The organism is Mycobacterium sp. IEC1808, from assembly GCF_002101935.1.
In the GTDB taxonomy this organism is placed as follows: Bacteria; Actinomycetota; Actinomycetes; order Mycobacteriales; family Mycobacteriaceae; genus Mycobacterium.
The window spans coordinates 1-25,339 of sequence record NZ_LQPV01000065.1; the positions used below are offsets into that span (position 1 = coordinate 1).

Below are 25,339 nucleotides of genomic sequence, written 5' to 3' on the forward strand. Positions count from 1 at the left end.
GCCGCCGGCGCCGCCGGCGGCCAGGCCGGTCCACTACTCGTGGGCGGCGGCGGTGCCGGCGGCGCCGGCGGAGACGGCGCGACGACCGGCGGCAACGGCGGCAACGGCGGCAATGCCGTAGCGATCCTCGGCGCCGGCGGCAACGGCGGCAACGCCGGGCTTGGCACGACCGCGGGCGCCCCCGGCAGCGGCGGCACCATCACGCTGCTCGGCGCACCCGGGCTGAACGGCTTGCCCTAGCCACACATCTTCTGAGCCCAGGCGATGTGGCCTTCGTAGCCAAGCGATACCGCCATGGCGCGATAGCGATCCCGGTAATCGCGGTAGGCGCCATCGTCGCCGCGGGCGCGGGCCAGCAGCGCGCGCAGCCGCAGTAGCCAGACGTCCCTGATCACCAAACCCTCGTCGGCCGGCGCCGACGCCAACCGTTCGATCGCGGCCTCAGCCTCGGCTAAGTCAGCTTCGTGGTCCCCGTTGCCGGCGCGATCGAGCAGGGCCTCCACCAGAACACCGGTCGTTGCAATGCCATGCGCCAACAGTCGTCCTTCGCGGAACAAATGGTCGACGGCGGCACGCATCAGCGGTATGGCCTGATCGCGGTCCCCATCCCGAGCCAGCTCGCGTGCCGAGTAGACACCGAAGAGCCAGAGGTCGCATAGCGCCCGTCCCCGGGGTTGGCATAGGTCGGTGACGTCGGCCAAAAGCTGCTGCCCGCGACTACGTTCGGCGGGCGTGGAGCGGTGTACCAACGCAAGGCCCAGCGTCACCATGGCTTGGGACAACGCGAAGTCATCACCGGCTCGTTCCGCCTTCTGCAAGGCATTCTCAATGTCATGCAATGCGCGATCGTCGGGGTTGAGCAGGCCGGAAACTATGCCCTTCGAATAAGTCCAGCCGACGACCGTGGCGGCCGACATCGGGTCGAATTCTTCAGCGATGGCCAGGCCGTCCCGCAGGTCGTCGCGCCACCCGGGATGACCCAGGACCGACCGGGCCACACCACGCGCCGTAATAGCGATCGCCAGCGGCGCTCCGAAAAGGAAGTTGCCCTTAGTCGGGTCACCGTCGGCCAGGTCGATCACTCGCTGTGCCCAGCGCAGCCCGTCAGCGAAGTCGGCGGTCTCGGCCTTGGCATAGAACAACGGCATAGACAGTCCCACCGCGAGGATCGGATCACCGATCGACTCGATTAAAGTCCAGGCTTCCGATGCCACCCGCGACGCTTCGCACACCTGGTCCGCAAACGCGTAATCGATTATCAACCCGGCCATCCCGATGGCCAGTGACGCCTTATCCCCGGCGGCGTCGCACAACTCGCGCAATTCCTCGAACCGGGTGCCGGCCACACGTTCATAGACTCGGTAGGCGATCCCGCACAACATGGTGCGGGGAGCAATGCGCATCGCTGTTCGGTTTGGGTCATCGTCGGGTAGCGCGTCGGCGATCTTCTGGGCGCGGTCCCAGCTCAGTCGCGCGGCGTTGACATCGCGGTAGGTCGCCCAGGTTGCCGCCCGCATGTGCCAGCCGTAGGCGGCATGCGAGTCACCGGCGGCCTCTAGATGCGCCGCGATCAGGGCTGAATTTTCGTCAGCCGCTGCCGGGTCCCGTGATTCGATCGCTGCCGCGACGCGCCGGTGCAACTCGGCACGGTCCGATTTGAGCTGTGATTCGTAGGCCACCGCGCGGATCAGCGGGTGGCGGAAAGCGTACTCGGCGGTCGGGGTGAGCCGTACCTGATCGATGAGCTCCGCCCCAAGCGGCTCGTCGAGCACCGCATCGATGCCCAACGCGTCAAGCAGGTCCGCCGCGAAGCGTGCGCCGATCACCGACGCCGCGTGCACCGTCCGCTTGGCCGGTGTGCTCAGGCGGTCGATGCGCGCCTCGATGGCCGTGTGCACCGTGGCCGGGACGCTCACCTCGGCCACATCGACCTGGCGCACGTAGCCACCACGCTCGCCGGCCAACGCTCCGCTTTGGGCCAACTCGCGCACCATCTCCTCGGCGAAAAACGGGTTCCCGGCGGCCCGTTCCGCGAGGACATCCGCCAGCCCGCCGACCGACGGATCCGAGCCCAGCAGCTCACCGATCAGCGCCGCGGTGTCCGAATCACCCAGTGGGGCAAGCGTTATCGTCTCCGCGGCGGGCACCCGCGTCAAGGCTCCCTGGTATTCGGGGCGGGCTGTGAGCAACACCATCGACGAGGTTTGCGGGATGACCGTGAGGAAGTCGGCCAGCATCGACTCGCTGACCGTGTCGATCCACTGGGCATCCTCGATGATCAACAGCGCCGGTCGGTTGCTGGCCAGCGACGCGGCGTTGATCAAGGCGGTCAGCCGGCGGCGCCGCGCATCGGGGTCGATGGCGGGCAGCGGCACCTCGGGATCGGCGATGCCGAGCAGATCCTCAAGCAGCAGCAGATCCTGCGGGTCGGCGTTCGGGAGCTGCTCCCGCACCCGGCCGCGGGCGGCTTCGGCGCCGAGGTCGGCCACGCCGGTGCGCGAGCGCAGCAGCTGGGCCACCACACGGAAGGGAACATCGCCGGCGTGGGATTCGCAGTAGGTCCAAAACACCTCGACACCGCGACCGGCCGCCACGGCCGCGGTCTCGCGGGCCGTCCGGCTCTTGCCGATGCCCGGCGGCCCCACCACACCCACCACACCACCGTGGCCGCCGATCGCGCGGTCCACCAGCGCGCCGAGAGCCGCCATCTCCTGGCTGCGACCGATCAGCCTTGCCTCGGCGCGCCCGACCGGCCCATGCCGCGGACCGATTCCGATGAGCCGACGCGTGCGCACCGGTTGGTCGATGCCCTTGACGTGCACCCACTCGGGTTCGGTCAGCGTGGCGGCATGCTCGACCAGCCGTGCCGTCGACTCCGACAGCATCACCCCGCCCGGCGGCGCCACCGACTGCATCCGCTCGGCGAACCCGACCGGCTGGCCGGTCGCGGCGTACCTCGGCGACCCCGAGCCGATCTCACCGGCGATCACCCGTCCCGAATTCAGGCCCACCCGCAACCGCAACGGCACGCCATCGCGGCGGGCCACCTCCTCCGCCAGCCGGTTCACCTCGTCCTGGATCGCCAGCGCCGCCAGACACGCCCGAAAAGCGTGATCCTCCAACGCAACTGGTGCCCCGAACAGGGCCATCAGCCCGTCACCGTAGTATTCGACCGTGCCGCCGTAGCGGCGCACGGCCGCCGCCGACCGCTCGACGGCTTCGGTCATGATCTCGCGCCACCGCTCCATGTCCAGCGCGGAGGCGATGTCCATCGAGCGCACCATGTCGGCGAACAGCACCGTCACCTGCTTGTATTCCGCCGTTGTGTCGGGCACCGCGACCGGAGACCCGCACGCATTGCAAAACTTCGAATTCGGCGGCAATTCGATACCGCACGCACCGCAAGCCAATTCCGCCGCCGTCATGCCAGTACCACCTACCGCGGTCAAACCCCGATCCGCCAAGAATAGGGCGTTTGGCGGCGAACAACACGCTCAATTCCGTGCGGGTGGGCTAGACGCGACCGCACGGGGTACTCGAAGACTTTCGGCATGAGTATCGGGAGGGCGTGATGGCCACCAGCAGCGCCGTGGAGATCCGGTTCGGTGCACCGGAAAACGTGTTGGAAGTTCAGGTGGGCACGGTCGAAGTCGACGTGCCAAGGTCGATCGGCTATTTCGGCGGCCTGGTGGTGGCCACCGGGCTGGGCCTGGTCGAGCCGCCGCTGGCGCTGTTCATCGCGGCGGTCCCGCTCTTCAAGGTGTTGACGAACACCGCGCTGCCCAAGGCGGTTCGCGTCGTCGGTGAAGTGCTCGAGGGGGCGGCCAAACCGGTCGGCAGCGACGCGGAGGGCGTCATCGTGTTGGAGGACCAGCAACAGTCCGACACCGCCGTCGTGCACCTGCCGGCGCGGCGCAAGCCGGCGACCAGTCGGCGCTAAGCCGCTTTAAGCAGCGGACGTCACGCGATAAACGTCGTACACGCCCTCGACGTTGCGCACGACGTTGAGCAGGTGGCCCAAATGCTTGGGGTCGCCCATCTCGAAGGTGAACCGGCTGATCGCAACACGGTCGCCGGAAGTGGTGACCGACGCCGAGAGGATGTTGACCTTCTCGTCGGCGAGCACCCGGGTGATGTCCGAGAGCAGCCGGTGCCGGTCGAGCGCCTCGACCTGGATGGCCACCAGGAACACCGACGACGCCGACGGCGCCCAGAGCACCTCGATGATGCGCTCGGCCTGCTGCTGCAGCGACGCTGCGTTGGTGCAGTCGGTGCGGTGCACGCTGACCCCGCCGCCGCGGGTGACGAACCCCATGATCTGGTCGCCGGGCACCGGCGTGCAGCACTTGGCCAGCTTGGTCAGCACGCCCGGGGCACCGGGGACCGAGACTCCGACGTCGTCGCTGCTGCGCGGGCGGCGCAGCATGGTGGTCGGCGTGGACCGCTCGGCGAGTTCCTCCTCGGCCTGGTCGATGCCGCCGAGCTCGGCAAGCAGCCGCTGCACGACGTGGCGGGCCGACACGTGCCCCTCACCGATCGCGGTGTACAGCGCGGACACGTCGGCGTAGTGCAGCTCGCGAGCCACCGCGGCCATCGACTCGCCATTCACCAAGCGCTGCAACGGAAGTCCGCCGCGGCGCACCTCGCGCGCCATCGCGTCCTTGCCGGCCTCGAGCGCCTCCTCGCGGCGCTCCTTGGCGAACCACTGGCGGATCTTCGTCTTCGCGCGCGGGGACACCACGAACTGCTGCCAGTCCCGCGATGGCCCCGCGTTGGGCGCCTTGGACGTGAAAACCTCTACGACTTCGCCGTTTTCGAGCTTGCGTTCCAGCGCCACCAGGCGGCCGTTCACCCGGGCGCCGATGCAGCGGTGACCGACCTCGGTGTGCACGGCGTACGCAAAGTCCACCGGCGTCGAGCCGGTCGGCAGCGTGATGACGTCGCCCTTGGGGGTGAATACGAAGATCTCTTGGACCGCAAGGTCATAGCGCAGCGACTCGAGGAACTCGCCGGGGTCGGCGGCCTCCCGTTGCCAGTCGAGCAGCTGGCGCATCCAGGCCATGTCGTCGATCTCGGCGGCGGCGTGCGGATGCGGAACTCCGTTGCGGCCCTTGGCTTCCTTGTAGCGCCAGTGCGCGGCGATGCCGTACTCGGCGGTGCGGTGCATGTCGCGGGTGCGGATCTGCACCTCTAGCGGCTTGCCCTCCGGCCCGACGACTGTGGTGTGCAGCGACTGGTACACCCCGTAACGCGGCTGGGCGATGTAGTCCTTGAACCGGCCCGCCATCGGCTGCCACAGCGAGTGGACCACGCCGACGGCGGCGTAGCAGTCCCGGATCTCGTCGCACAGGATGCGGATGCCGACCAGGTCGTGAATGTCGTCGAAGTCGCGGCCCTTGACGATCATCTTCTGGTAGATCGACCAGTAGTGCTTGGGCCGGCCCTCGACCGTCGCCTTGATCTTCGACGCATTGAGCGTGTTGACGATCTCGGTGCGGACCTTGGCCAGGTAGGTGTCGCGCGACGGCGCGCGCCCGGCGACCAGCCGCACGATCTCCTCGTACTTCTTGGGGTGCAGGATCGCGAACGACAGGTCTTCCAGCTCCCACTTGACGCTGGCCATACCCAGCCGATGGGCAAGGGGCGCAATGACTTCCAGCGTCTCGCGGGCCTTCCGGGCCTGCTTCTCCGGCGGGAGGAAGCGCATGGTGCGCATGTTGTGCAGCCGGTCGGCGACCTTGATCACCAGCACCCGGGGGTCGCGGGCCATGGCGGTGATCATCTTGCGGATGGTCTCGCCCTCGGCCGCGCTGCCCAGCACGACGCGGTCCAGCTTGGTCACGCCGTCGACGAGGTGGCCCACCTCTTCGCCGAACTCCTCCGACAGCTGCTCCAGCGTGTAGCCGGTGTCCTCGACGGTGTCGTGCAGCAGCGCGGCCACCAAAGTGGTGGTGTCCATGCCCAATTCGGCCAGGATGTTCGCGACGGCCAGCGGGTGGGTGATGTAGGGGTCACCGGAGTGGCGCAACTGGGTGGCGTGCCGCTCGTCGGCGACCTCGAACGCGCGCTGCAACAGCTGCAAGTTGGCCTTGGGATAGATCTCCCGGTGAACCGCCACCAGCGGCTCGAGTACGGGGTTCAGCGCGCTGCGCTGGGCGGTCATCCGCCGCGCCAGCCGGGCGCGCACCCGGCGCGAGGCGCTGCTGGAGGTCTTCAGCGTCTCGGTCGGCGCCTCCGATGGCTCGACGACCGGCGTCTCTTCGATCGGCGGCGCGACGGCCTGCGTCGTGCTCTGGTCGTCCGCCACGATTGTCACCTCCGACGTCGAGGATATCTCCAAACTCCGATCTCCCGGCCTTGTCGAGTGTGCACTGAGGGACTTGAGTGTGCGGCTGCGGCGGCCAAACGGCGAATTCCCGCCCCACGTTCACACGCAACGCCGCCAGTTCACACTCGGGCCAGGCTAGGCCCTGCTCAGGCTGTGCACCGGCAGCGGCGCGACGGCCTCGCGACCGCCCAGCGCGACGAGTTCCACCACCACGGCGGCCGCGGTCACGTGCGCCCCGGCGCGCTCCAGCAGCCGGGCGGCCGCGCCGAGGGTGCCGCCGGTGGCCAGCACGTCGTCGATGACGACAACGTCGCGGCCGCGCAACTCGATCCCGTCGGCCGGGATCTCCAGGGTGGCGCTGCCGTATTCCAGGTCGTACCGCTCGGCGTGCACCGGCGGCGGCAGCTTGCCGGCCTTGCGGATGGCCAGCACACCGGTGCCCAGCCGGCCGGCGACGGCCGCGGCCACCAGGAACCCGCGGGAGTCGATGCCGGCCACCAGGTCGGCGCCGGACGCGATCTCGGCCAGCGCGTCGACGACCGCGTTCATCCCGTCCCGGTCGGCGAACAGCGGGGTGAGGTCCTTGAACTGCACGCCGGGCTGCGGAAAGTCGGCGACGTCCCGCGTCAGCGACGCGATCACCTCAGCCACCGGAGCGCCCGTCACTCGACCAGCGCCCATCGATCCATGTTCCAGCCGGCTCCCCACCGGGTCGGGTTCCTGCTCACGGCGTACATCTTCTTCGATGTCAGCAGCGTGCGCTGCTGCCGGTACAGCGGCAGGGTCGGCATGTCGGTCCACAGCGGCGGGGCCGCCTGCGCCAGCAGCCGGACCCGCTCGGCCGGGTCGGCAGACACCGCCAGCGCGCTGATCGCGCCGTCAACCTGGGGGTTGTTGTAGCCCGACAGGTTGTTGCCGTTGCCGCTGTGCAGCGCGTAGGCGTCCATGGCCGATGACCCGGTCGACCCGCTGCCGGTGGCCCCGCCGGTGCTGGCCAGCAGCACGTCGATCTTGCCGTCCCGCAGCGCCTGGGGCCCGGAGGTGTCCAGCGGGACGCTGGTGACGGTGATGCCGGCCGCCTCGCAGGACTTGGTGATCGACCCGACCGTCACCGCCAGGCGCGCGTTGGGCCCCTGGTAGCCGATCCGCACCGGCTGGGGCGCGCCGCCGAGGGCCTCGCGGGCGGCGGCGGGGTCGGCCTTGCCGAACGGGCCGGCCTCGGCGGCGCCCTCACCGGCCGCGATGGCATCCTCGGTGGCGGGCTGGAGGCGGGAATTGGCGATCGGCACCCCGGCGTCGTGCGCGATCGTGTCGCGCGGCGTGCATAACGCGAACGCGCGCCGGACTTTGGGCTGCGCCAGCGGTCCCTGCGGCGCGAAGATCAACTGCTCGATGCCGTCCGACGGCGCATCGGAACGCTCGTAGTTGTCGGGGGTGGCCAGCGCGCCGGAGGAACCGGCGGCGACGTCGACGACGTCGACGCTGCGGTTGTTGACCCGGTCCTGGATGTCGGGCCCCTGGGGCCAGACGGTGATCCGCTTGGTCACCGCCTTGGGCCCCCACCACCGGTCGTTGGCGACGAGCACCACCGCGCCGCCGTCCAGGATTCGCTCGATCTTGTACGGGCCCGACGACGGGAAGCGCTTGAGGTCGACACCTGGCTTGAGGTCCCAGCCGGTGTTCCACAGCTTGGCGATCTGCGCCACCACGGGCCCGTTGTTGCTCAGCAGCGCCGCGGTCACGTCCACGTTCAGCTGGTCGGCGATGACGTGCGACGGCATGATCGTGGTCGCGGCGAACAGCTGGGCATAATCGACGACGGCGCGGTCAGGGACGAAGGACACCCGGGCCTTCTTCTGGCCCGGGATGCACTCGACGTTGGCGACGTCGACGTAGCCGGCCTGGCTGGCGGCGTCGAAGCCGGGGAACCGGCCGGACTGGGCCGCCCACGCCAGCACCAGGTCGTCGCAGGTCACCGGCTTGCCGTCGCTGTAGACGGCGTTGTCGGCGATCTGGTAGTCGAGGACCAGCGGCGAACCGCCCACGACCGAGACGGAGCCGAAGTCGCGGTCGGCGACGACCTGCCCGTCGGGGCCGTGATAGCCGAAGCCGGTCAGCGTGCGGGCGAACGCCTGCGCGCCCGCCGACGCGGCGCCGACGACGGTGTTGGTGTTGTAGCTGATCAGCGGGCCGTCGACCACGTAGTCGACGTTCGAGGCGGCGCTGCCCGAGCACCCGGCCAACGCGAACGCGGCCAGCAGCACGCCGGCCAACGCAGCCGCCGCGGTCCCCCTCAGGTTCCCCCGGTCGGCCCGCAACATCTGGCCTACCGCCGGCCCGCGTTTCGTTTGCCGGTCGGGCGGCGGGTCCCGGTGGGGCGCACCGGCCGTGCGCCGGGGGCCGGCTTGCTCGGCGCGGGTTTGGCGGGGACCTCGGCGGCCTCGGTGGCCTTGTCCGCCTCGGTAGCCTCGGCCTCCTCGGTCGCCTCCGTCGGCTCTTCGGCGGCCGACTCGGAGATCTCGACGGCCGACTCGTCGGCGCGCGCGCGCCGCTTGAGGACCCGGCGGGTGTGGGTGCGCACCAGCTCGGTGCGTTCGCGCAGGGTGACCAGCAGCGGGGTGGCGAAGAAGATCGACGAGTAGGTGCCCACCAGGATGCCGACCAGCTGGACCAGCGCCAGGTCCTTCAGCGTGCCGACGCCCAGCAGCCACACCGCCACGACCATCAGCGCCAGCACCGGCAGCACGCTGATCAGGCTGGTGTTGATCGAGCGCATGAACGTCTGGTTGATCGCCAGGTTGGCGTGCTCGGCGAAGGTGCGCCGGTTGGTGTGCTGGAAGTCGCGGGTGTTCTCCTCGACCTTGTCGAACACGATGACGGTGTCGTACAGCGAGAAACCCAGGATGGTCAGCAGCCCGATGACCGTGGCCGGGCTGACCTCGAAGCCGATCAGTGAATACACGCCGGCGGTGACGGTCAGGTCGAACACCATGGTGGTCAGCGCGGAGATCGCCATGTAGCGCTCGTAGCGGATGGTGATGTACAGGCTGACCAGCGCCAGGAACACCACTAGCGCGATCAGCGCCTTCTTGGTGATCTGGTCACCCCAGGTCTCCGACACCGCCGAATCGCTGATGGCCTGCTTGCTGGGCTTGCCGTCGTTGCCCTTCGGCTGGAAGGCGTCGAACAGCGCGTTGCGCAGCTTGGTGGTCTGGTCGTTGGTCAGCGTCTCCGACCGGATCTGCACGGTCGCCGAGGCGCCGTTGCCGACGATCACCACCGACTCGGCGTCCTTGCCGATGGTCTTGCGGAAGACCTCGGACACCTGCGCGGTCTGCGCCGTCCCCCGCGGCATCGACACCGTCGTGCCGCCCTTGAAGTCGATCCCGAAGGTGAAGCCGCGCAGCACGATGCTGATCAGCGCGACCGCGACGATCGCGCCGCTGATCCCGAACCACATCCGGCGCCGCCCGATCACCTCGAACGCGCCCGTACCGGTGTAGAGCCGGGAAATGAAGCTGTGGTGCGGCAACTGCGCGCTGTCGGTCAGCGCGCTCGCATCCTTGGCGGTACTCATGCGCTATCCCCGTCCCGTCTTCACGTCCGCCGCGGCCCGGCGTTCCCGCGCGACCTGCTGCACGGCGCCCAGGCCGTTGTACGCCGGCTTGGCCAGCGTCGTGGACTGGGACGCCAGGTAGACCAGCGGCCAGGTCACCAGGAACACCACCACGGTGTCCAGCAGCGTGGTGAGGCCCAACGTGAAGGCGAACCCCCGCACCTGGCCGATCGCCAGGGCGTAGAGCACCGCGGCGGCCAGGAAGGTGACGGCGTTGCCCGACAAGATCGTCCGACGCGCCCGCACCCACCCCCGTGGCACCGCGGACCGGAACGAACGGCCCTCGCGAATCTCGTCTTTGATGCGTTCGAAGAACACCACGAACGAGTCGGCGGTGGTGCCGATGCCGATGATCAGACCCGCGATGCCCGCCAAATCCAGCGTGTAGTTGATCTGGCGGCCCAGGATCACCAGGATCGCGAAAACCATTGCGCCGGAGGCGGCTAGCGACAATGCGGTGAGCAAACCCAACAGGCGGTAGTAGAGCAACGAGTACAGCAGGACCAGGCCCAGGCCGATGGCGCCCGCGATCAACCCGGCCCGCAGCGAGGTCAATCCCAGTGTCGCCGAGACCGTTTGGGCCTCAGAGGATTCGAAGGACAGCGGCAGCGACCCGTATTTCAGCACGTTGGCCAGCTGCTTGGCGGTGGAGGCGGTGAACGGCGGTTGGCCGCCGGAGATCTGGGTGCGCCCGCCGGGGATGGCCTCCTGGATCATCGGGGCGCTGACCACCTGGGAGTCCAGCGTGAACGCGGTCTGGGTGCCGACGTGGGCGGCGGTGAAGTCCGCCCACGTGTTGGCCGCCGCGGGCTTGAACTGCAGGTCGACGACGTAGCCGAGGCCGCGCTGGTTCTGGCTGGACGTGGCGTCGGCGATCTGGTCGCCGCTGATGATCGACGGGCCCAGCAGGTAGGCGACCTTGTGGTCGGTCGAGCAGGTCACCAGTGGTAGCGCCGGGTCGTCGTTGCCGGCCAGGATGTCGTCCTTCTTGTCGCACTGGGTCGCCTGGAACTGCAGGGCGAGGAACTGGATGCCCTGGCGGGTGCTCTGCCGCCAGGTCTTCTCCTCGGCGATGCGGTCGGCGAGGTCCTTGCGCGGGTCGGGGGGCGCCGGCGCCGCCGGCGGCGGGCCGGGCGCCTCGGGCGGCGGCGCGGGTGCCGGCGCCGGCGCCGGGCTGGGGGCTGGACTGGGTGGCGGGTCTTGCGGATAGGGCCGCGGTTGCGGGCGCGGCGCCGGTTGCGTGGGCGGCGCCGGCTGCTGGGGCTGGCCGGGCGCCGGTTGCGCCCCGCCCGGCTGGCCGGGCGCCGGCTGGGGCGCGCCCGGCTGGCCGGGCGCCGGCTGCTCGGGCGCTGGTCCGCCCGCGGGCGCCTGGGCCGGCGGCTTGGGCTGGGCGGCCTGCGCCGGCATCGAGTTGAGCACCGGCCGGATGTACAGCCGCGCGGTCTGCCCGAGGTTGCGGGCCTCGCTGCCGTCGCTGCCGGGCACCGTGATGACCAGGTTGTCGCCGTCGACGACGACCTCCGAACCGGACACGCCCAGCCCGTTGACCCGGGCGCTGATGATCTGCTGCGCCTGTGCCAGCGCCTCCCGGCTGGGCCGCGACCCGTCGGGGGTGCGCGCGGTCAGAGTGACGCGGGTGCCGCCCTGCAGGTCGATGCCGAGCTTGGGCGCGGCTTTCTTGTCGCCCGTGAGGAACACCAGCAGGTAGACGCCGACCAGCAGCAACAAGAACACCGACAGGTATCGGGCAGGGTGCACCGGCGCCGAAGACGATGCCACTTTCCTCGTATCTCCTTGAGAATCGGTTTCTTGCCCCGGCAGAGCCTAGAAAAGCCTACGTGCCCCCTCACCTACCGGCCCGGGTCGGTCAGCCCGTCGGATTCCTCCAAGTCGTCGGCGGCGTCGTCGTCACCGAGCTCGGCCGGCTCCTCGGGCAGGATCTTGTCGCGGATGGCCAGCTTCATCCACGTGGTGACCACGCCGGACGCGATCTCCAGGTCGACGGTGTCGTCGGTGATGGCGACGACGGTGGCCTCCAGCCCGGACGTGGTGTGCACCCGGTCCCCGGGGCGCAACGAGTCGTGCAGGTCGATGGTGGCCTGCATCGCCTTCTTCTGGCGGCGCCCCTGTAAATAAATGAAGCCGACCATGATGAGCACGAACGGCAAAAACATGACCAAACTATTCATTGCGCCTATCTTTCGTATTCGCCCGTTCCGGAGCTCGAAACGACCAGTAACGGCCAGTCTGCCAGCACCGCAGGGGGCCAACGACTGGCCCCGCTGACTCGCGCGGAACCAGATAGGCTTGACGCGCGACGTGACACGCGCGCCGCGGTGAGGAGGACGTCGTGGCCAGCCTCGAGCAGACTCGCCACCTGGTCACCGAAATCCCCGGTCCCACATCGCTGGAACTGAACAAGCGCCGGGCCGCGTCGGTGTCGCACGGCGTCAACGTCTCGCTGCCGGTGTTCGTCGCGCGCGCCGGTGGCGGCATCGTGGAGGACGTCGACGGCAACCGGCTCATCGACCTGGGTTCCGGCATCGCGGTCACCACGATCGGCAATTCGTCGCCCCGGGTGGTCGACGCGGTGCGCGCGCAGGTCGCCGACTTCACCCACACCTGCTTCATGGTGACGCCGTACGAGGAGTACGTCGCCGTCGCCGAGGAACTCAACCGGATCACGCCGGGCTCCGGCGAAAAGCGCTCGGTGCTGTTCAACTCCGGCGCCGAGGCCGTCGAGAACGCCGTCAAGGCCGCGCGCGCCTACACCCGCAAGCCCGCCGTGGTGGCGTTCAACCACGCCTATCACGGGCGCACCAACCTGGCGATGGCACTCACCGCCAAGTCGATGCCCTACAAGAGCGGCTTCGGCCCGTTCGCGCCGGAGATCTACCGGGCCCCGCTGTCCTACCCCTATCGGGACGGCCTGCTGGACAAGGAGCTGGCCACCGACGGCCAGAAGGCCGCCGAGCGGGCGATCCGGGTGATCGAGAGCCAGGTCGGCGCGGACAGCCTGGCCGCCGTCCTGATCGAGCCGATCGCCGGCGAGGGCGGATTCATCGTCCCGGCCGAGGGGTTCTTGCCCGCCCTGCTGGACTGGTGCCGCAAAAACGACGTCGTGTTCATCGCCGACGAGGTGCAGACCGGCTTCGCGCGCACCGGCGCGATGTTCGCCTGCGAGCACGAGGGCCCGGCGGGCCTGGAACCCGACTTGATCTGCACCGCCAAGGGCATCGCCGACGGGCTGCCCCTGTCCGCGGTGACCGGCCGCGCCGAGATCATGGACGCCCCGCACGTCGGGGGTTTGGGCGGCACGTTCGGCGGTAACCCAGTCGCGTGTGCCGCGGCGCTGGCCACGATCGAGACCATCGAGAGCGACGGATTGATCGAGCGGGCCCAGCACTTGGAACGGCTGATCACCGAACCGCTGCTGCGGCTGCAGGCGGCCGACGACCGGATCGGGGACGTTCGTGGCCGCGGCGCAATGATCGCGATAGAGCTGGTGAAGTCGGGCAGTTCGGACCCCAACCCCGAACTGACGGAAGCGCTTTCGAAGGCGGCCCACGCGGCCGGGGTCATCGTGTTGACGTGCGGGATGTTCGGCAACGTCATCCGGCTGCTGCCGCCGCTGACCATCAGCGACGAGCTGCTGACCGAGGGCGTCGCCACCCTCACCGGCCTCCTCGGCGAGCTCTAGCGTCGGTGTGCAACATCACACCCACGGCGAGTCCATTGAGGAATACCGTTAGTTTTGCTAACGTTCTTGACATCAGCGCAATGTCGCGCGACCCAATCACCTAGTGCTTATGCGTTAAGAGGGAATCGTTTATGTCGACTACTACTACTCAGGAACAGTGGCTCGCACGCCGCGTCGACGACCTCACCGCCAACGACGCCCAGTTCGCCGCCGCCCGACCGGACCCGGCCGTCGCCGAGGCCCTTGAGCAGCCTGGACTGCGACTGCCGCAGATCATCCAGACCGTGCTCGAGGGCTACGCCGACCGCCCGGCTCTCGGGCAACGCGCGGTGGAGTTCGTCAAGGACGCCACGACCGGGCGCACGACGCTGCAGCTGCTCCCCCGCTATGAGACCGTCACCTACGGCGAGCTGCGCGACCGCGTCGACGCGCTGGCCCGCGCGCTGGCCCACGACTCGGTGCAGGCCGGCGACCGGGTGTGCGTACTCGGCTTCAACAGCGTCGACTACGCCACCATCGACACCGCGCTCGGCGTGATCGGCGCCGTGTCGGTCCCGCTGCAGACCAGCGCGGCGATCGCCCAGCTGCAGCCGATCGTCACCGAGACCGAGCCCAGCGTGATCGCGGCCAGCGTCAACCAGCTGCCCGACGCCGTCGAGCTGATCCTGAGCGGACCCGCGCCGGCCAAGCTGGTCGTGTTCGACTACCACCCCCAGGCCGATGACGAGCGCGAGGCCGTCGACGCCGTCCGCGCGCGGCTGGCCGACACCGCCGTCACCGTCGAGGCCCTGGCCGACCTGCTGGAGCGCGGGAGCGCGCTGCCCGAGGCGCCGGCGCCGGCGCCCGCCGAGGGTGACCCGCTGGCCCTGCTGATCTACACCTCCGGCAGCACCGGCGCGCCCAAGGGCGCGATGTACCCGGCGAGCAACGTCGGGAAGATGTGGTGCCGGTCGGCCCGCAACTGGTTCGGACCGAGCGCCGCGTCGATCACGCTCAACTTCATGCCGATGAGCCACGTCATGGGCCGCGGCATCCTCTACGGCACGCTCGGCAACGGCGGCACCGCCTACTTCGCGGCCCGCAGTGACCTCTCGACGCTGCTGGAGGACCTCGAGCTGGTCCGGCCCACCGAGATGAACTTCGTGCCGCGGATCTGGGAGACCATCTACGCGGAGTACCAGCGCCGGGTCGACCGCGGCGACGACGAGGCCGAGGTGATGGACGAGCTGCGCAACCACCTGCTGGGCGGGCGGTTCATCTTTGCGATGACGGGCTCGGCGCCCACCTCCCCGGAGCTGCGGCAGTGGGTCGAGTCCCTGCTGCAGATGCACCTGCTGGACGGCTACGGCTCCACCGAGGCCGGGATGGTCCTGTTCGACGGCGAGGTGCAGCGCCCGCCGGTCGTCGACTACAAGCTGGTCGACGTCCCGGACCTGGGCTACTTCTCCACCGACCGGCCCTACCCGCGCGGCGAGCTGCTGCTCAAGACCAACAACATGTTCCCCGGCTACTACAAGCGGCCCGAGGTGACCGCCGGCGTCTTCGACGAGGACGGCTACTACCGGACCGGCGACGTCGTCGCCGAGGTCGCTCCCGACAAGCTCGTCTATGTCGACCGCCGCAACAACGTGCTCAAGCTCGCGCAGGGCGAATTCGTCACCGTCGCGAAGCTGGAGGCGGTGTTCGGCAACAGCCCGCTGGTGCGCCAGATCTACGTCTACGGCAACAGCGCCCACCCGTATCTCTTGGCGGTCGTGGTGCCCACCGAAGAGGCGTTGGCAGCGTACGAGATCGACACCTTGAAGCCGATGATCGCCGACTCGCTGCAGTATGTCGCTAAGGAGGCCGGGCTGCAGTCCTACGAGGTGCCGCGCGACTTCCTCATCGAGACAACGCCTTTCACGCTGGAGAACGGCCTGCTGACCGGCATCCGCAAGCTGGCGTGGCCGAAGCTGAAGCAGCACTACGGCGAGCGCCTCGAACAGCTCTACGCCGAGCTGGCCGAAGGCCAGGCCAACGAGCTGAGCGAGCTGCGCCGCAGCGGCGCCGACGCGCCGGCGCTGCAGACGGTGAGCCGCGCCGCGGCCGCCCTGCTGGGCACCGCGAGCAGCGAGGTGTCGCCGGACGCACACTTCACCGACCTGGGCGGAGACTCGTTGTCGGCGTTGACATTCGGCAACCTGCTGCACGAGATCTTCGACGTCGACGTGCCGGTGGGCGTGATCGTCAGCCCGGCCAACGACCTGGCGGCGATCGCCACCTACATCGAGGGCGAGCGCAAGGGCACCAAGCGCCCCAGCTTCGCCTCGGTGCACGGGCGCGACGCGACCGAGGTGCACGCCGCCGAGCTGACGCTGGACAAGTTCTTGGAGGCCTCGACACTGGAGTCGGCGCCCGAGCTGCCCAAGCCCACCTCCGAGGTGCGCACCGTATTGCTCACCGGCGCAACCGGATTCCTGGGCCGCTACCTGGCCCTGGAATGGCTTGAGCGGATGGACCTGGTCGACGGCAAGGTGATCGCGTTGGTGCGAGCCCGCTCCGACGAGGACGCCCGGGCGCGTCTCGACAAGACCTTTGACAGCGGGGACCCCCAGCTGCTGGCCCACTACCAGGCGCTGGCCGCCGACCACCTGGAGGTCATCGCCGGCGACAAGGGCGAGGCGGACCTCGGCCTGGACCGGGAGACCTGGCAGCGGCTGGCCGACGCCGTCGACCTGATCGTCGACCCCGCGGCGCTGGTCAACCACGTGCTGCCATACAGCGAGCTGTTCGGGCCAAACGCGCTGGGCACCGCCGAGCTGATCCGGCTCGCGCTGACGACGAAGATCAAGCCGTACACCTACGTCTCGACGATCGGGGTGGGCGACCAGATCCAGCCCGGCAAGTTCACCGAGGACGCCGACATCCGCGAGATCAGCGCGACGCGGGCGATCAACGACAGCTACGCCAACGGCTACGGCAACAGCAAGTGGGCCGGCGAGGTGCTGCTGCGCGAGGCCCACGACCTGTGCGGGCTGCCGGTCGCGGTGTTCCGCTGCGACATGATCCTGGCCGACACCACCTACGCCGGCCAGCTCAACGTCCCGGACATGTTCACCCGGATGATGCTGAGCCTGGCCGCGACCGGGATCGCACCCGCCTCGTTCTACGAGCTGGACGCCGACGGCAACCGGCAGCGCGCCCACTACGACGGGCTGCCCGTGGAGTTCATCGCCGAGGCGATCTCCACGCTGGGTGCCCAGAGCGCGGACGGGTTCCGCACCTTCCACGTGATGAACCCGTACGACGACGGCATCGGGATGGATCAGTTCGTCGACTGGCTGATCGACGCGGGATGCGCCATCCGGCGCGTCGACGACTACGGCGACTGGCTGCAGCGGTTCGAGACCAGCCTGCGCGGGCTGCCCGAAAAGCAGCGCAACGCTTCGCTGCTGCCGCTGCTGCACAACTACCAGAAGCCCGAGCGGCCGATCAACGGCTCGATCGCGCCTACCGACCGGTTCCGTGCCGCGGTTCAGGACGCGAAAATCGGCCCGGAGAAGGACATTCCGCACATCTCGCCGCAGATCATCGCCAAGTACGTCAGCGACCTGCAGCTGCTCGGATTGCTGTAAGAACGCACAGAAAATCGCCGGCCCTACGCGGGTCGGCGATTTTCTGCGTCAGCTCTTCCTGACTCAGCCCTGCGGGTGGGGCCAGCGCAGGTACGCCGCGTTCGGCGAGCCCGCGGCGTCGCGCTGGCGGCGCCAGCCGCGCTCCATCCGGGGCTTGGTGACCGCGCCCGACGACACCGCGGGCGACTCGTCGAGCCCGGACACGTACGCCGGCTCCCCGACCGGCGCAGCTGCCTCGGGATGGCTCAGGGGTGCCACGTCGCGCGCGAGCCGCACCGCCGTGCGGGCCAGGACGACTCCGCCGACGAAGATGATCAGCGCGCCGAGGCCGGAGAAATAGGAGACCTCGAGGGCGGCGCGCTTGCGTTCGGTCGCCGCGATCGGGTCGCCGGCGGATCCGATGCCCAGCAGAGGAGCGATTTGGCCGCCCACCACGAACCACGCGCCGGACAGGACCGCGAGCCAGCCGCCCAGCATGGCGGCGATACGGTTGCCGGCGACGATCAACAGCAGGCCACCCACCACCGTGGCGGCGCCTGGGAGCACCTCGAGCCAGCCGCGCGCCGTCGTCCATGCCCAGTCGCGGTCGGGCGTGTAGGCGAAGTTGAAGCGGGGGCCGACGAACGGGATCAACGCCCCCCAGGCGCCAAGGAGCACCAGGATCAATCCGCTGATCGCGCCGCGCGAGCGCGGCATGGTCAACGCGCCTGGATAGTCCCTATCTGCGTATTTCATTCCATCTCCTCAATTGAAGCCGGGCCCATTTCCGGCCCCCCGGGAGTACCCGACCCGGCCGCGATGTAACACGCGCGGCCGCAAGGAGCGGATTTCCGTGACCAGTGAGGCTGATGTTCCTGGCGTTACCAGGACAGGCCGAGCACCACCAGCACGATGGCGATCACCGGAAACGTGCCCTGGATGACCGCGGCCCGCGCCTTGTCCCGCGCGGAGAACACCAGCACGATCGCGGCGGCGGCCATGGATCCGACGCCGGCGAGAACCAGCGCGACCCCGACCGCCTTGTCGCCCATGATCACCGGGGGAATGCCGAGGAGGGTGACGATGGCCAGGAACAGGTTGTAGAAGCCCTGGTTGAAGGCGAGCAGCCGGGTGGTCTCGGCTTCCTCGGCCGTCGTGCCGAAGACGGCGCGGGTGCGCTCCGAGGTCCAGGTCAACGACTCCATCGTGAAGATGTAGACGTGCAGCAGGGCTGCCAGCCCGGCAAACACCAACCCGGCGGTGAGCATCGCTCCTCCTCGGTAAGTCGAACGACCCAAGAACCATACCGAGCGGCGCTCGCCCGGGCGCGCAACAGCACCGGCGGCCCGCTGGGGCTACCGGTGCTCTCGCGGGTTATCAGACGCCGGCGTGGTGGTGGCGACGGAACAGGCCGCCCCCGGTGCGCCGGTGGAAGAAGCCGCGCCCGGCGCGCTCGTCGGTCGGCACGTCGCGACGCGATTCGTCATACATGGCCGGTTGCTCCGCCGGGGCCGCGGCCACCGGCGCCGGTTCCGTCACCACGACGTCGCGAGCATGCCGCACCGCCACGCGCCCCAGGGCGGCGCCGCCGAGGAACACGATCAGCGCACCAAGGCCGGTGAAGTAGCTGACCTCGAGCAGGGCCCGCTTCAGGTCCGTCGCGGCCACCGGCTGGCCGACGTCCCCGATGTTCAGCATCGGCGCGAACGCCCGGCCGACCACGAACCAGGCGCCGGCTACGACGGCCAGCCAGCCGCCGAGCACCGCGCTGGCGCGATTGCCGGACACGAGCAGGATCAGGCCGCCCACCGCGGCGACGACGCCGGGGAGCACCTCGAGCCAGCCTTTCGCCGTCGTCCACGTCCATGCCGGGTCGGCCATGTACGCCCAGTTGACGTTGGGTCCGAAGAACGGGATCAGCGCGCCCCACGCACCCAAGAGGATCAGCAGCAGCCCGCTCAGCGCGCCGCGGCTGCGAGGCATGTACGCCGCGCGAGGGCGGTCATAGTCGGGGTTGGTTCGCCTCATCAGAATCTCCTTCAACAGTGATTGCTGTTGCGAGGCGGGTACCCGCGGCGCCAGTGACGTAACCCACACCCCGGCGGGCGGTGCCGTTCGCCCTAGTCGAACAGGCCCGGTTGCCCGAGGCCGGCCGCCCCGGCCGGCGGCGTCAGGCCGAGGTGCGTCCAGGCCTGGGCGGTGGCCACGCGGCCGCGCGGGGTGCGCGCGACCATGCCGGCCCGCACCAGGAACGGCTCGCACACCTCCTCGACCGTCGCCGCCTCCTCGCCCACCGCCACCGCCAGCGTCGAAACCCCGACCGGACCGCCGCCGAAGCCGCGGGTCAGCGCCGACAGCACCGCCCGGTCCAGCCGGTCCAGCCCCAGCTCGTCGACGTCGTAGACCTCCAGCGCGGACTTCGCGACGTCGCGGGTGATCACGCCGTCGGCGCGCACCTCGGCGAAGTCGCGGACCCGGCGCAGCAGCCGGTTGGCGATCCGCGGCGTCCCCCGCGAGCGTCGCGCGATCTCGGCGCCCGCGTCGGCGCCCAGCTCGATGCCGAGGATCCCGGCGGACCGGGCCAGCACCCGCTCCAGCTCGGCGGGCTCGTAGAAGTCCATGTGCGCGGTGAACCCGAAACGGTCGCGCAGCGGGCCGGTCAGCGCGCCGGACCTAGTGGTCGCGCCGACCAGGGTGAATGGCGCCACCTCAAGCGGAATCGACGTCGCCCCGGGGCCTTTGCCGACGACCACGTCCACCCGGAAGTCCTCCATCGCCAGGTAGAGCATCTCCTCGGCGGGCCGCGCGATGCGGTGGATCTCGTCGATGAACAACACGTCGTGCTCGACCAGGTTGGACAGCATCGCGGCCAGGTCGCCGGCGCGTTCCAGCGCCGGACCGGACGTCACCCGCAACGACGAGCCGAGCTCCGCCGCGATGATCATCGCCAGCGAGGTCTTGCCCAGGCCCGGCGGACCGGACAGCAGGATGTGATCCGGGGTGCCGCCGCGGTTCTTGGCCCCCTCGATGACCAGCTGCAGCTGCTCACGCACCCGCGACTGCCCGATGAACTCCCGCAGCGAGCGGGGCCGCAGGCTGACGTCGATGTCGCCCTCGCCGACGGTCAGCGCCGGCGAGACGTCGCGGTCGGAGAAGTCGTCGTCGGGGCGCGTCATCGCGACTTACCCAGCAACGACAGGGCGGCCCGCAGCGCGCTGGACGTCGTCGCCTCGTGATCGCCGGCCAGCACCTTGTCGGTGGCCTCTTCGGCCTGCTTGGCGGCGAAGCCCAGACCGACCAGCGCCTCCACCACCGGACTGCGCACCGCGTGGCCGTTGACGAGCGGCGCCCCGTTGGTCGCGGCCACGGCCCCGACCTTGTCGCGCAGCTCCAGCACCATCCGCTCGGCGCTGCGCTTGCCGATGCCGGGCACCCGGGTCAGCGCCGTGACGTCGCCGTCGTGCAGCACCTGCCGCAACGTGGGTGCGTCGTGCACCGCCAGCGTCGCCATCGCCAGCCGCGGCCCGACCCCCGACACCGACAGCAGCGTCAGGAACAGGTCGCGGGTCTGCGCGTCGGTGAACCCGTACAGCGTCATCGAGTCCTCGCGCACGATCATCGCGGTGATCAGCCGGGCCTCGCCGCCCTGCCGCAGCGTCGCCAGCGTCGAAGGCGTCGCATTCACCCGGTAGCCGACGCCGGCCGCCTCGATCACGACGTGGTCGAGCGCCACCTCGAGCACCTCGCCGCGCACCGACGCGATCATCGGGCGGCCGCCTTGCGCGTCGCCGCCAACTTGGCCCGGTAGGCGTGCCGTTGCTGCGCGGCGAGGGCCTCGGCGGCGGCCATCCGGGCGATCATCGGCGCGCGCCAGCTGTGGCAGATCGCCAACGCCAACGCGTCGGCCGCGTCGGCCGGCGTCGGTTTGGCCTGCAGCGCAAGGATTTTGGTGACCATCGTGGTGACCTGCGCCTTGTCGGCGAACCCGTTGCCGGTGACCGCGGCCTTCACCTCGGTGGGGGTGTGGAAGTGCACGTCGATGCCGCGCCTGGCCGCCGCCAGCGCGACCACGCCGCCGGCCTGCGCGGTGCCCATCACCGTCGACACGTTGTGTTGGGAGAACACCCGCTCGATGGCCACCACGTCCGGCCGGTGGGTGTCCAGCCAGTACTCGACGGCATCGCTGACGGCCAGCAACCGCTTGGTCAGCGGCACGTCCGACCCGGTGCGCACCACGTCTACGTCGAGCGCGACGACCTTGCGCCCCCCGCCGGTCTCCACGACCGCCAGGCCGCATCGGGTCAGCCCCGGGTCGACGCCCATCACGCGCATTGCCGGCTCCTTCGTACGAACAGCTGTTCGAGAGCCTAACCGGCGACACCGACGGCATCCGGTAGGACACGCTGCCCTCGGGTAAAAGCTGTTAACTTATAGCCCACGTTCGCTCTAGCCCTGTGGCAACGGAAGGTTCAGCGTGGGAACAGTCCTGCTCGTCCTGGCGGCGGTGCTGTTCATCGCGTCGATCGTGGTGCTGGTCATCGCTTTGCGGCGACCCAAAAAGCCGGCCCCGCCGAGCGGGCGTTCTGACCCGCTGTCGTTCAACGCCATGCCGCAGTTCGGGCCCCGCCAACTCGGCCCCGGGGCGATCGTCAGCTACGGCGGCGTCGACCTCGTGGTGCGCGGCTCGGTGACGTTCCGCGAGGGACCGTTCGTGTGGTGGGAGCACCTCCTGGAGGGCGGCGACCAGCCGATCTGGCTGAGCGTCGAGGAGGACGACGGGCGCCTGGAGCTGGCCATGTGGGTCACCCGCAAGGACCTCACTCTGCAGCCCGGTGACCAGTACGTCATCGACGGCGTGGCCTTCCACGAGACGGAGCGCGGCCGGGCGTCCTACACCACCGAGGGCACCACCGGCCTGCCCGCCGGCGGCGAGATGGAATTCCTCGACTGCACCAACGCCAACGAGAGCGCCCTGCTCTCGTTCGAGCGCTGGGCCCCGGACATGCCCTGGGAGGTTTCGACGGGCAAGTCCGTCGTGCCCGGGGAGCTGACCGTCTACCCCGCGCCCCCACCCTCATCCCCATAGGACCCACTCGGTGCCCCTCCATCAGCTCGCCGTGACTCCGGCGGACGTGTCCGGGGAACGGCTGGGGCTCGCGCTCAACGCGCCCGCGCCGGCGCCGCTCGCCGAGTGTTCGCTGGAGCATCCCGACGGCGGCGCGCTGCTGCTCGGCGTGCTGGGCGCATCGCACGTGGTCGCGGTCGAGCACGCGAAAGGCCAGTTCTCCGAACAGGTTTCGTGCACCGCCCGCGGCATCGGCGGCGACCTGCCGCGGCGCACCGACGCCCCCGGCTACCGGCTGCGCTCCCGCACCGAGAGGCACGAGGAGGCGAGCTTCCGCCGGCTGGCCGGCGAGCTGCGCGAACGGTGTGCGCGGCAACCGGGCTGGCTCGGCGGCACGTTCCCAGGCGACGACGCCGCGCTGACCGCCCTGGCCGCCGAGCCCGACGGCGCCGGTTGGCACTGGCAGACCTGGCATCTGTACCCGCTGGAGTCGGGCGGCGTGGTGGTGCACACCGAGAGCCGGTGGCGTCCGTGAGCCGCAACCGCCTGTTCCTGATCTCCGGGGCGCTGGCCGTCGCCGCCGTCGTCTGCCTGGTCTTCGGAATCATCTTGGAGCAGAAGGACATCGGGTCCTACATCGCGAGCCATTATCACGAGTACTCCCGCGACGTGAACGGCACGCGCTACCAGTGCACCGGGTCCCCCGACCAGGTCGCCGACGCGCTCGCCGACTATCAGGCGCCCGAGGCGCGCGCGTCCAACGGCGACAGCGAATACCTGCGGTACAGCAACAACATCGTGATCGTCGGGCCCGACGGCAACAATCCGTGCAGCATCCGCGTCGAACCCCTGAGCGCCGGATACAGCCACGGCGCGTTCGTCTTCCTGGGCCCCGGCTTCTTCCCCGGCTCCCCGTCGGGCGGCGCCGGCGGCACCCCGGGCGGCCCCGGCGGAACCAAGTGATGGCTTAAGGCAGTAACCGTAAAGGAGACAACCATGAACCTCGCCGTCGAGATCGGCAACGTCGACGTCAATCCCGTCTTGAGGGGCGCGGTCGCGACGATCCTGTACTTCGCCGTCGGGATGGCGGTGCTGCTCGTCGGGTTCTACATGGTCGACTGGCTGACCCCGGGCAAGCTGCGCCAGCTGGTGTTCATCGACCGCCGCCCCAACGCCGTCGTCGTCGCGGGCGCCATGTACATCTCGCTCACCATCGTCATCATCACCGCCATCGCCAACAGCTACAGCCAGCTCGGTCAGGGACTGCTCGGCGTGGCGGTGTACGGGTTGATGGGCGTGATCCTGCTCGGGATCGCGCTGCTGGCGATGCACCTGCTGATCCCCGGCGACTTCCACGAGCACATCGACGAGCCCACGCTGCATCCCGGGTCCTTCGCGGTCGCCCTGATATTGCTGGCCGTGGGAGGGGTGACCGCCGCGGCGGTGTCATGACCGCGGGCGTCACGGTCGGGGCCTCGCTGCGGTGGCGCGCCGTCTTGTTGGCCGCCGTGGCGGCGTGCGCGGCCTGCGGCATCATCTACGAACTCGCGCTGCTCACGCTGTCGGCCAGCCTCAACGGCGGGGGCATCGTCGCCACGTCGCTGATCGTCGCGGGCTACATCGCGGCGCTGGGCGCGGGCGCGCTGCTGGCCAAGCCGCTGCTGGCGCACGCGGCGATCGCCTTCATCGCCGTCGAGGCGCTGCTGGGAATTATCGGCGGCCTGTCCGCGGCCGCGCTGTATACGGTGTTCGCGTTCCTGGACGGCTCGGTGGGCTCGACGTGGGTGCTGGCGGCGGGCACGGCCCTGATCGGCGGCCTGGTCGGCGCCGAGGTGCCGCTGCTGATGACGCTGCTGCAGCGGGGGCGGACGGCCCGCGCGGCCGACGCCGGCCGCACGCTGGCCAGCCTCAACGCCGCCGACTACCTGGGCGCGCTGCTGGGCGGGCTCGTCTGGCCGTTCCTGCTGCTACCGCACCTCGGGATGATCCGCGGCGCGGCGGCCACGGGCATCATCAACCTGGCGGCGGCGGGGATCGTGGCGGTCTTCTTGCTGCGCCGCATCGTGTCCGCGCGGCAACTGGCGACGGCGTTGTGCGCGCTCGCCGCCGCGCTCGGGCTGCTCGCCACGCTGTTGGTGCGCTCGGCGGACATCGAAACGACAAGCAGGCAAAGGCTTTACGCCGACCCGATCATCGCCTACCGGCACACCGCCTATCAGGAGATCGTGGTGACCCGGCGCGGCAACGACATGCGTCTCTACCTCGACGGGGGCCTGCAGTTCTCCACCCGCGACGAATACCGCTACACCGAAAGCCTGGTCTACCCCGCCCTCGGTGCCGGCGCCCACTCGGTGCTGGTGCTCGGCGGCGGCGACGGCCTGGCCGCCCGCGAGCTGCTGCGCCAGCCCGGCATCGGCAAGATCGTGCAGGTCGAGCTCGACCCCGCCGTCATCGAATTGGCGCGCACCACCATGCGCGAGGCCAACGGCGGCTCGCTGGACAACCCGCGCGTCAAGGTCGTGATCGGCGACGCGATGACCTGGCTGCGTGGCGCCTCGGACACCGGATTCGACGCGGTGATCGTCGACCTTCCCGACCCCGACACGCCCGTGCTGGGTCGGCTGTACTCCACCGAGTTCTACGCGCTCGCCGCCCGCACGCTGGCGCCCGGCGGGCTGATGGTCGTGCAGGCGGGCAGCCCGTTTTCCACGCGGACGGCGTTCTGGCGCACGGTCTCGACGATCCGGGCCGCCGGTTACGCCGTCACGCCGTATCACGTGCACGTGCCCACGTTCGGGGACTGGGGTTTCGCCTTGGCGCAACGCGGCGACGCTGCGCCGGTCCCGCGGGTGCCGACCGACGCTCCCCCGCTGCGGTTCCTCAACCAGCGGGTGCTCGACGCGGCCACCGTCTTCGCCGGCGACATCGGGGACCGCCCGCTCGAGCCGTCGACCCTGGACAACCCGCGCGTCGTCGAGGACATGCGGCACGGGTACGACTAGGCACTCGGGCGGCGACCCGCTTCGCCCGGCTCCGC

General features: G+C 70.0%; 22 protein-coding genes. 9 read left to right on the forward strand and 13 right to left on the reverse strand.

What is annotated here, in order from left to right:
- A partial coding sequence (locus tag AWB92_RS29900) for a hypothetical protein (RefSeq protein WP_193791430.1) occupies positions 1-240 on the forward strand: 240 nt, incomplete at its 5' end.
- Here the strand turns inward: AWB92_RS29900 and AWB92_RS25040 are convergent.
- Positions 237-3,425 (reverse strand): adenylate/guanylate cyclase domain-containing protein, encoded by a 3,189-nt coding sequence (locus tag AWB92_RS25040; RefSeq protein ID WP_085190485.1) that lies wholly within the window; start codon positions 3,423-3,425, stop codon positions 237-239. The genes AWB92_RS29900 and AWB92_RS25040 overlap by 4 nt on opposite strands.
- 146 nt (positions 3,426-3,571) lie before the next feature.
- Here AWB92_RS25040 and AWB92_RS25045 point away from each other — a divergent pair, with 146 nt between their 5' ends.
- Positions 3,572-3,940 (forward strand): hypothetical protein, encoded by a 369-nt coding sequence (locus AWB92_RS25045; protein ID WP_085190487.1) that lies wholly within the window; start codon positions 3,572-3,574, stop codon positions 3,938-3,940.
- Between the two features lie 6 nt (positions 3,941-3,946).
- On the opposite strand, the gene AWB92_RS25050 is transcribed toward AWB92_RS25045, so the two are convergent.
- From AWB92_RS25050 to yajC, 6 genes are all read right to left on the reverse strand, one after another.
- Entirely contained in the window at positions 3,947-6,307 is a 2,361-nt protein-coding gene (locus AWB92_RS25050) for a RelA/SpoT family protein (protein ID WP_085190673.1), read from the reverse strand.
- A 156-nt stretch (positions 6,308-6,463) separates the two neighbouring features.
- Positions 6,464-7,009, reverse strand: a complete 546-nt coding sequence (locus AWB92_RS25055; protein ID WP_085190489.1) for an adenine phosphoribosyltransferase — start codon at positions 7,007-7,009, stop codon at positions 6,464-6,466.
- Positions 6,991-8,649 carry an ABC transporter substrate-binding protein gene (locus AWB92_RS25060; RefSeq protein ID WP_085190491.1) on the reverse strand — a complete coding sequence of 553 codons (1,659 nt, stop codon included), beginning with the start codon at positions 8,647-8,649 and terminating at the stop codon, positions 6,991-6,993. The genes AWB92_RS25055 and AWB92_RS25060 overlap by 19 nt, the downstream gene beginning before the upstream one ends.
- Positions 8,650-8,654: 5 nt before the next feature.
- Positions 8,655-9,905, reverse strand: coding sequence for a protein translocase subunit SecF (secF, locus tag AWB92_RS25065; RefSeq protein WP_085190494.1), 1,251 nt, complete (start codon positions 9,903-9,905; stop codon positions 8,655-8,657).
- A 3-nt stretch (positions 9,906-9,908) separates the two neighbouring features.
- A complete protein-coding gene (secD, locus tag AWB92_RS25070; RefSeq protein ID WP_085190496.1) occupies positions 9,909-11,723 on the reverse strand; it encodes a protein translocase subunit SecD in 1,815 nt (604 codons plus the stop codon).
- A 71-nt stretch (positions 11,724-11,794) separates the two neighbouring features.
- Entirely contained in the window at positions 11,795-12,133 is a 339-nt protein-coding gene (yajC, locus tag AWB92_RS25075) for a preprotein translocase subunit YajC (protein WP_085190498.1), read from the reverse strand.
- Between the two features lie 161 nt (positions 12,134-12,294).
- Here yajC and gabT point away from each other — a divergent pair, with 161 nt between their 5' ends.
- On the forward strand, positions 12,295-13,644 hold the full coding sequence (gene gabT, locus AWB92_RS25080) for a 4-aminobutyrate--2-oxoglutarate transaminase (protein ID WP_085190500.1): 1,350 nt from the start codon (positions 12,295-12,297) through the stop codon (positions 13,642-13,644).
- A 131-nt stretch (positions 13,645-13,775) separates the two neighbouring features.
- Positions 13,776-17,258 (forward strand): carboxylic acid reductase, encoded by a 3,483-nt coding sequence (gene car, locus AWB92_RS25085; RefSeq protein ID WP_085190502.1) that lies wholly within the window; start codon positions 13,776-13,778, stop codon positions 17,256-17,258.
- 63 nt (positions 17,259-17,321) lie between these two features.
- Here the strand turns inward: car and AWB92_RS25090 are convergent, their stop codons facing one another.
- The 6 genes from AWB92_RS25090 to ruvC all read right to left on the reverse strand — a co-directional run bounded on the left by AWB92_RS25090 (position 17,322) and on the right by ruvC (position 21,569).
- Entirely contained in the window at positions 17,322-17,993 is a 672-nt protein-coding gene (locus tag AWB92_RS25090; RefSeq protein ID WP_085190504.1) for a hypothetical protein, read from the reverse strand.
- A 125-nt stretch (positions 17,994-18,118) separates the two neighbouring features.
- A complete protein-coding gene (locus AWB92_RS25095) occupies positions 18,119-18,505 on the reverse strand; it encodes a DUF1304 domain-containing protein (protein WP_068188054.1) in 387 nt (128 codons plus the stop codon).
- A 109-nt stretch (positions 18,506-18,614) separates the two neighbouring features.
- Positions 18,615-19,265, reverse strand: coding sequence for a hypothetical protein (locus AWB92_RS25100; RefSeq protein WP_085190675.1), 651 nt, complete (start codon positions 19,263-19,265; stop codon positions 18,615-18,617).
- A gap of 92 nt (positions 19,266-19,357) precedes the next feature.
- The gene (ruvB, locus tag AWB92_RS25105; protein WP_085190506.1) at positions 19,358-20,413 is read right to left on the reverse strand and encodes a Holliday junction branch migration DNA helicase RuvB; all 1,056 of its coding nucleotides are present in this window, start codon (positions 20,411-20,413) and stop codon (positions 19,358-19,360) included.
- Positions 20,410-21,003: a Holliday junction branch migration protein RuvA gene (gene ruvA / locus AWB92_RS25110; protein ID WP_085190508.1), complete on the reverse strand. Its 594-nt coding sequence runs from the start codon at positions 21,001-21,003 to the stop codon at positions 20,410-20,412. Before ruvA ends, ruvB begins: the two co-directional genes overlap by 4 nt.
- Positions 21,000-21,569, reverse strand: a complete 570-nt coding sequence (gene ruvC / locus AWB92_RS25115) for a crossover junction endodeoxyribonuclease RuvC (RefSeq protein WP_085190510.1) — start codon at positions 21,567-21,569, stop codon at positions 21,000-21,002. The genes ruvA and ruvC overlap by 4 nt, the downstream gene beginning before the upstream one ends.
- A gap of 142 nt (positions 21,570-21,711) precedes the next feature.
- Between ruvC and AWB92_RS25120 the strand changes: the two genes are divergently transcribed.
- From AWB92_RS25120 to AWB92_RS25140, 5 genes are read left to right on the forward strand one after another with little or no spacing between them, the layout of a single operon-like run.
- Positions 21,712-22,323: a DUF4178 domain-containing protein gene (locus AWB92_RS25120; RefSeq protein WP_085190512.1), complete on the forward strand. Its 612-nt coding sequence runs from the start codon at positions 21,712-21,714 to the stop codon at positions 22,321-22,323.
- Between the two features lie 10 nt (positions 22,324-22,333).
- Positions 22,334-22,837: a DUF2617 family protein gene (locus AWB92_RS25125; RefSeq protein ID WP_085190514.1), complete on the forward strand. Its 504-nt coding sequence runs from the start codon at positions 22,334-22,336 to the stop codon at positions 22,835-22,837.
- Positions 22,834-23,265: a DUF4247 domain-containing protein gene (locus AWB92_RS25130; protein ID WP_085190677.1), complete on the forward strand. Its 432-nt coding sequence runs from the start codon at positions 22,834-22,836 to the stop codon at positions 23,263-23,265. Before AWB92_RS25125 ends, AWB92_RS25130 begins: the two co-directional genes overlap by 4 nt.
- A gap of 33 nt (positions 23,266-23,298) precedes the next feature.
- Positions 23,299-23,754, forward strand: coding sequence for a DUF350 domain-containing protein (locus tag AWB92_RS25135; RefSeq protein WP_085190516.1), 456 nt, complete (start codon positions 23,299-23,301; stop codon positions 23,752-23,754).
- The gene (locus AWB92_RS25140; protein ID WP_085190518.1) at positions 23,751-25,304 is read left to right on the forward strand and encodes a polyamine aminopropyltransferase; all 1,554 of its coding nucleotides are present in this window, start codon (positions 23,751-23,753) and stop codon (positions 25,302-25,304) included. The genes AWB92_RS25135 and AWB92_RS25140 overlap by 4 nt, the downstream gene beginning before the upstream one ends.
- Positions 25,305-25,339 lie beyond the last annotated feature (35 nt).

Bases quoted from the DNA above. Each gene is read 5' to 3' on its own strand.
- AWB92_RS25060 (WP_085190491.1), bottom strand. From the start codon at position 8,649: ATGTTGCGGGCCGACCGGGGGAACCTGAGGGGGACCGCGGCGGCTGCG.
- AWB92_RS25090 (WP_085190504.1), bottom strand. From the start codon at position 17,993: ATGAAATACGCAGATAGGGACTATCCAGGCGCGTTGACCATGCCGCGC.
- AWB92_RS25040 (WP_085190485.1), bottom strand. From the start codon at position 3,425: ATGACGGCGGCGGAATTGGCTTGCGGTGCGTGCGGTATCGAATTGCCG.
- AWB92_RS25055 (WP_085190489.1), bottom strand. From the start codon at position 7,009: ATGGGCGCTGGTCGAGTGACGGGCGCTCCGGTGGCTGAGGTGATCGCG.
- ruvB (WP_085190506.1), bottom strand. From the start codon at position 20,413: ATGACGCGCCCCGACGACGACTTCTCCGACCGCGACGTCTCGCCGGCG.
- AWB92_RS25135 (WP_085190516.1), top strand. From the start codon at position 23,299: ATGAACCTCGCCGTCGAGATCGGCAACGTCGACGTCAATCCCGTCTTG.
- ruvC (WP_085190510.1), bottom strand. From the start codon at position 21,569: ATGCGCGTGATGGGCGTCGACCCGGGGCTGACCCGATGCGGCCTGGCG.
- secF (WP_085190494.1), bottom strand. From the start codon at position 9,905: ATGAGTACCGCCAAGGATGCGAGCGCGCTGACCGACAGCGCGCAGTTG.
- ruvA (WP_085190508.1), bottom strand. From the start codon at position 21,003: ATGATCGCGTCGGTGCGCGGCGAGGTGCTCGAGGTGGCGCTCGACCAC.
- AWB92_RS25100 (WP_085190675.1), bottom strand. From the start codon at position 19,265: ATGAGGCGAACCAACCCCGACTATGACCGCCCTCGCGCGGCGTACATG.
- AWB92_RS25045 (WP_085190487.1), top strand. From the start codon at position 3,572: ATGGCCACCAGCAGCGCCGTGGAGATCCGGTTCGGTGCACCGGAAAAC.
- AWB92_RS25140 (WP_085190518.1), top strand. From the start codon at position 23,751: ATGACCGCGGGCGTCACGGTCGGGGCCTCGCTGCGGTGGCGCGCCGTC.
- car (WP_085190502.1), top strand. From the start codon at position 13,776: ATGTCGACTACTACTACTCAGGAACAGTGGCTCGCACGCCGCGTCGAC.
- AWB92_RS25095 (WP_068188054.1), bottom strand. From the start codon at position 18,505: ATGCTCACCGCCGGGTTGGTGTTTGCCGGGCTGGCAGCCCTGCTGCAC.
- yajC (WP_085190498.1), bottom strand. From the start codon at position 12,133: ATGAATAGTTTGGTCATGTTTTTGCCGTTCGTGCTCATCATGGTCGGC.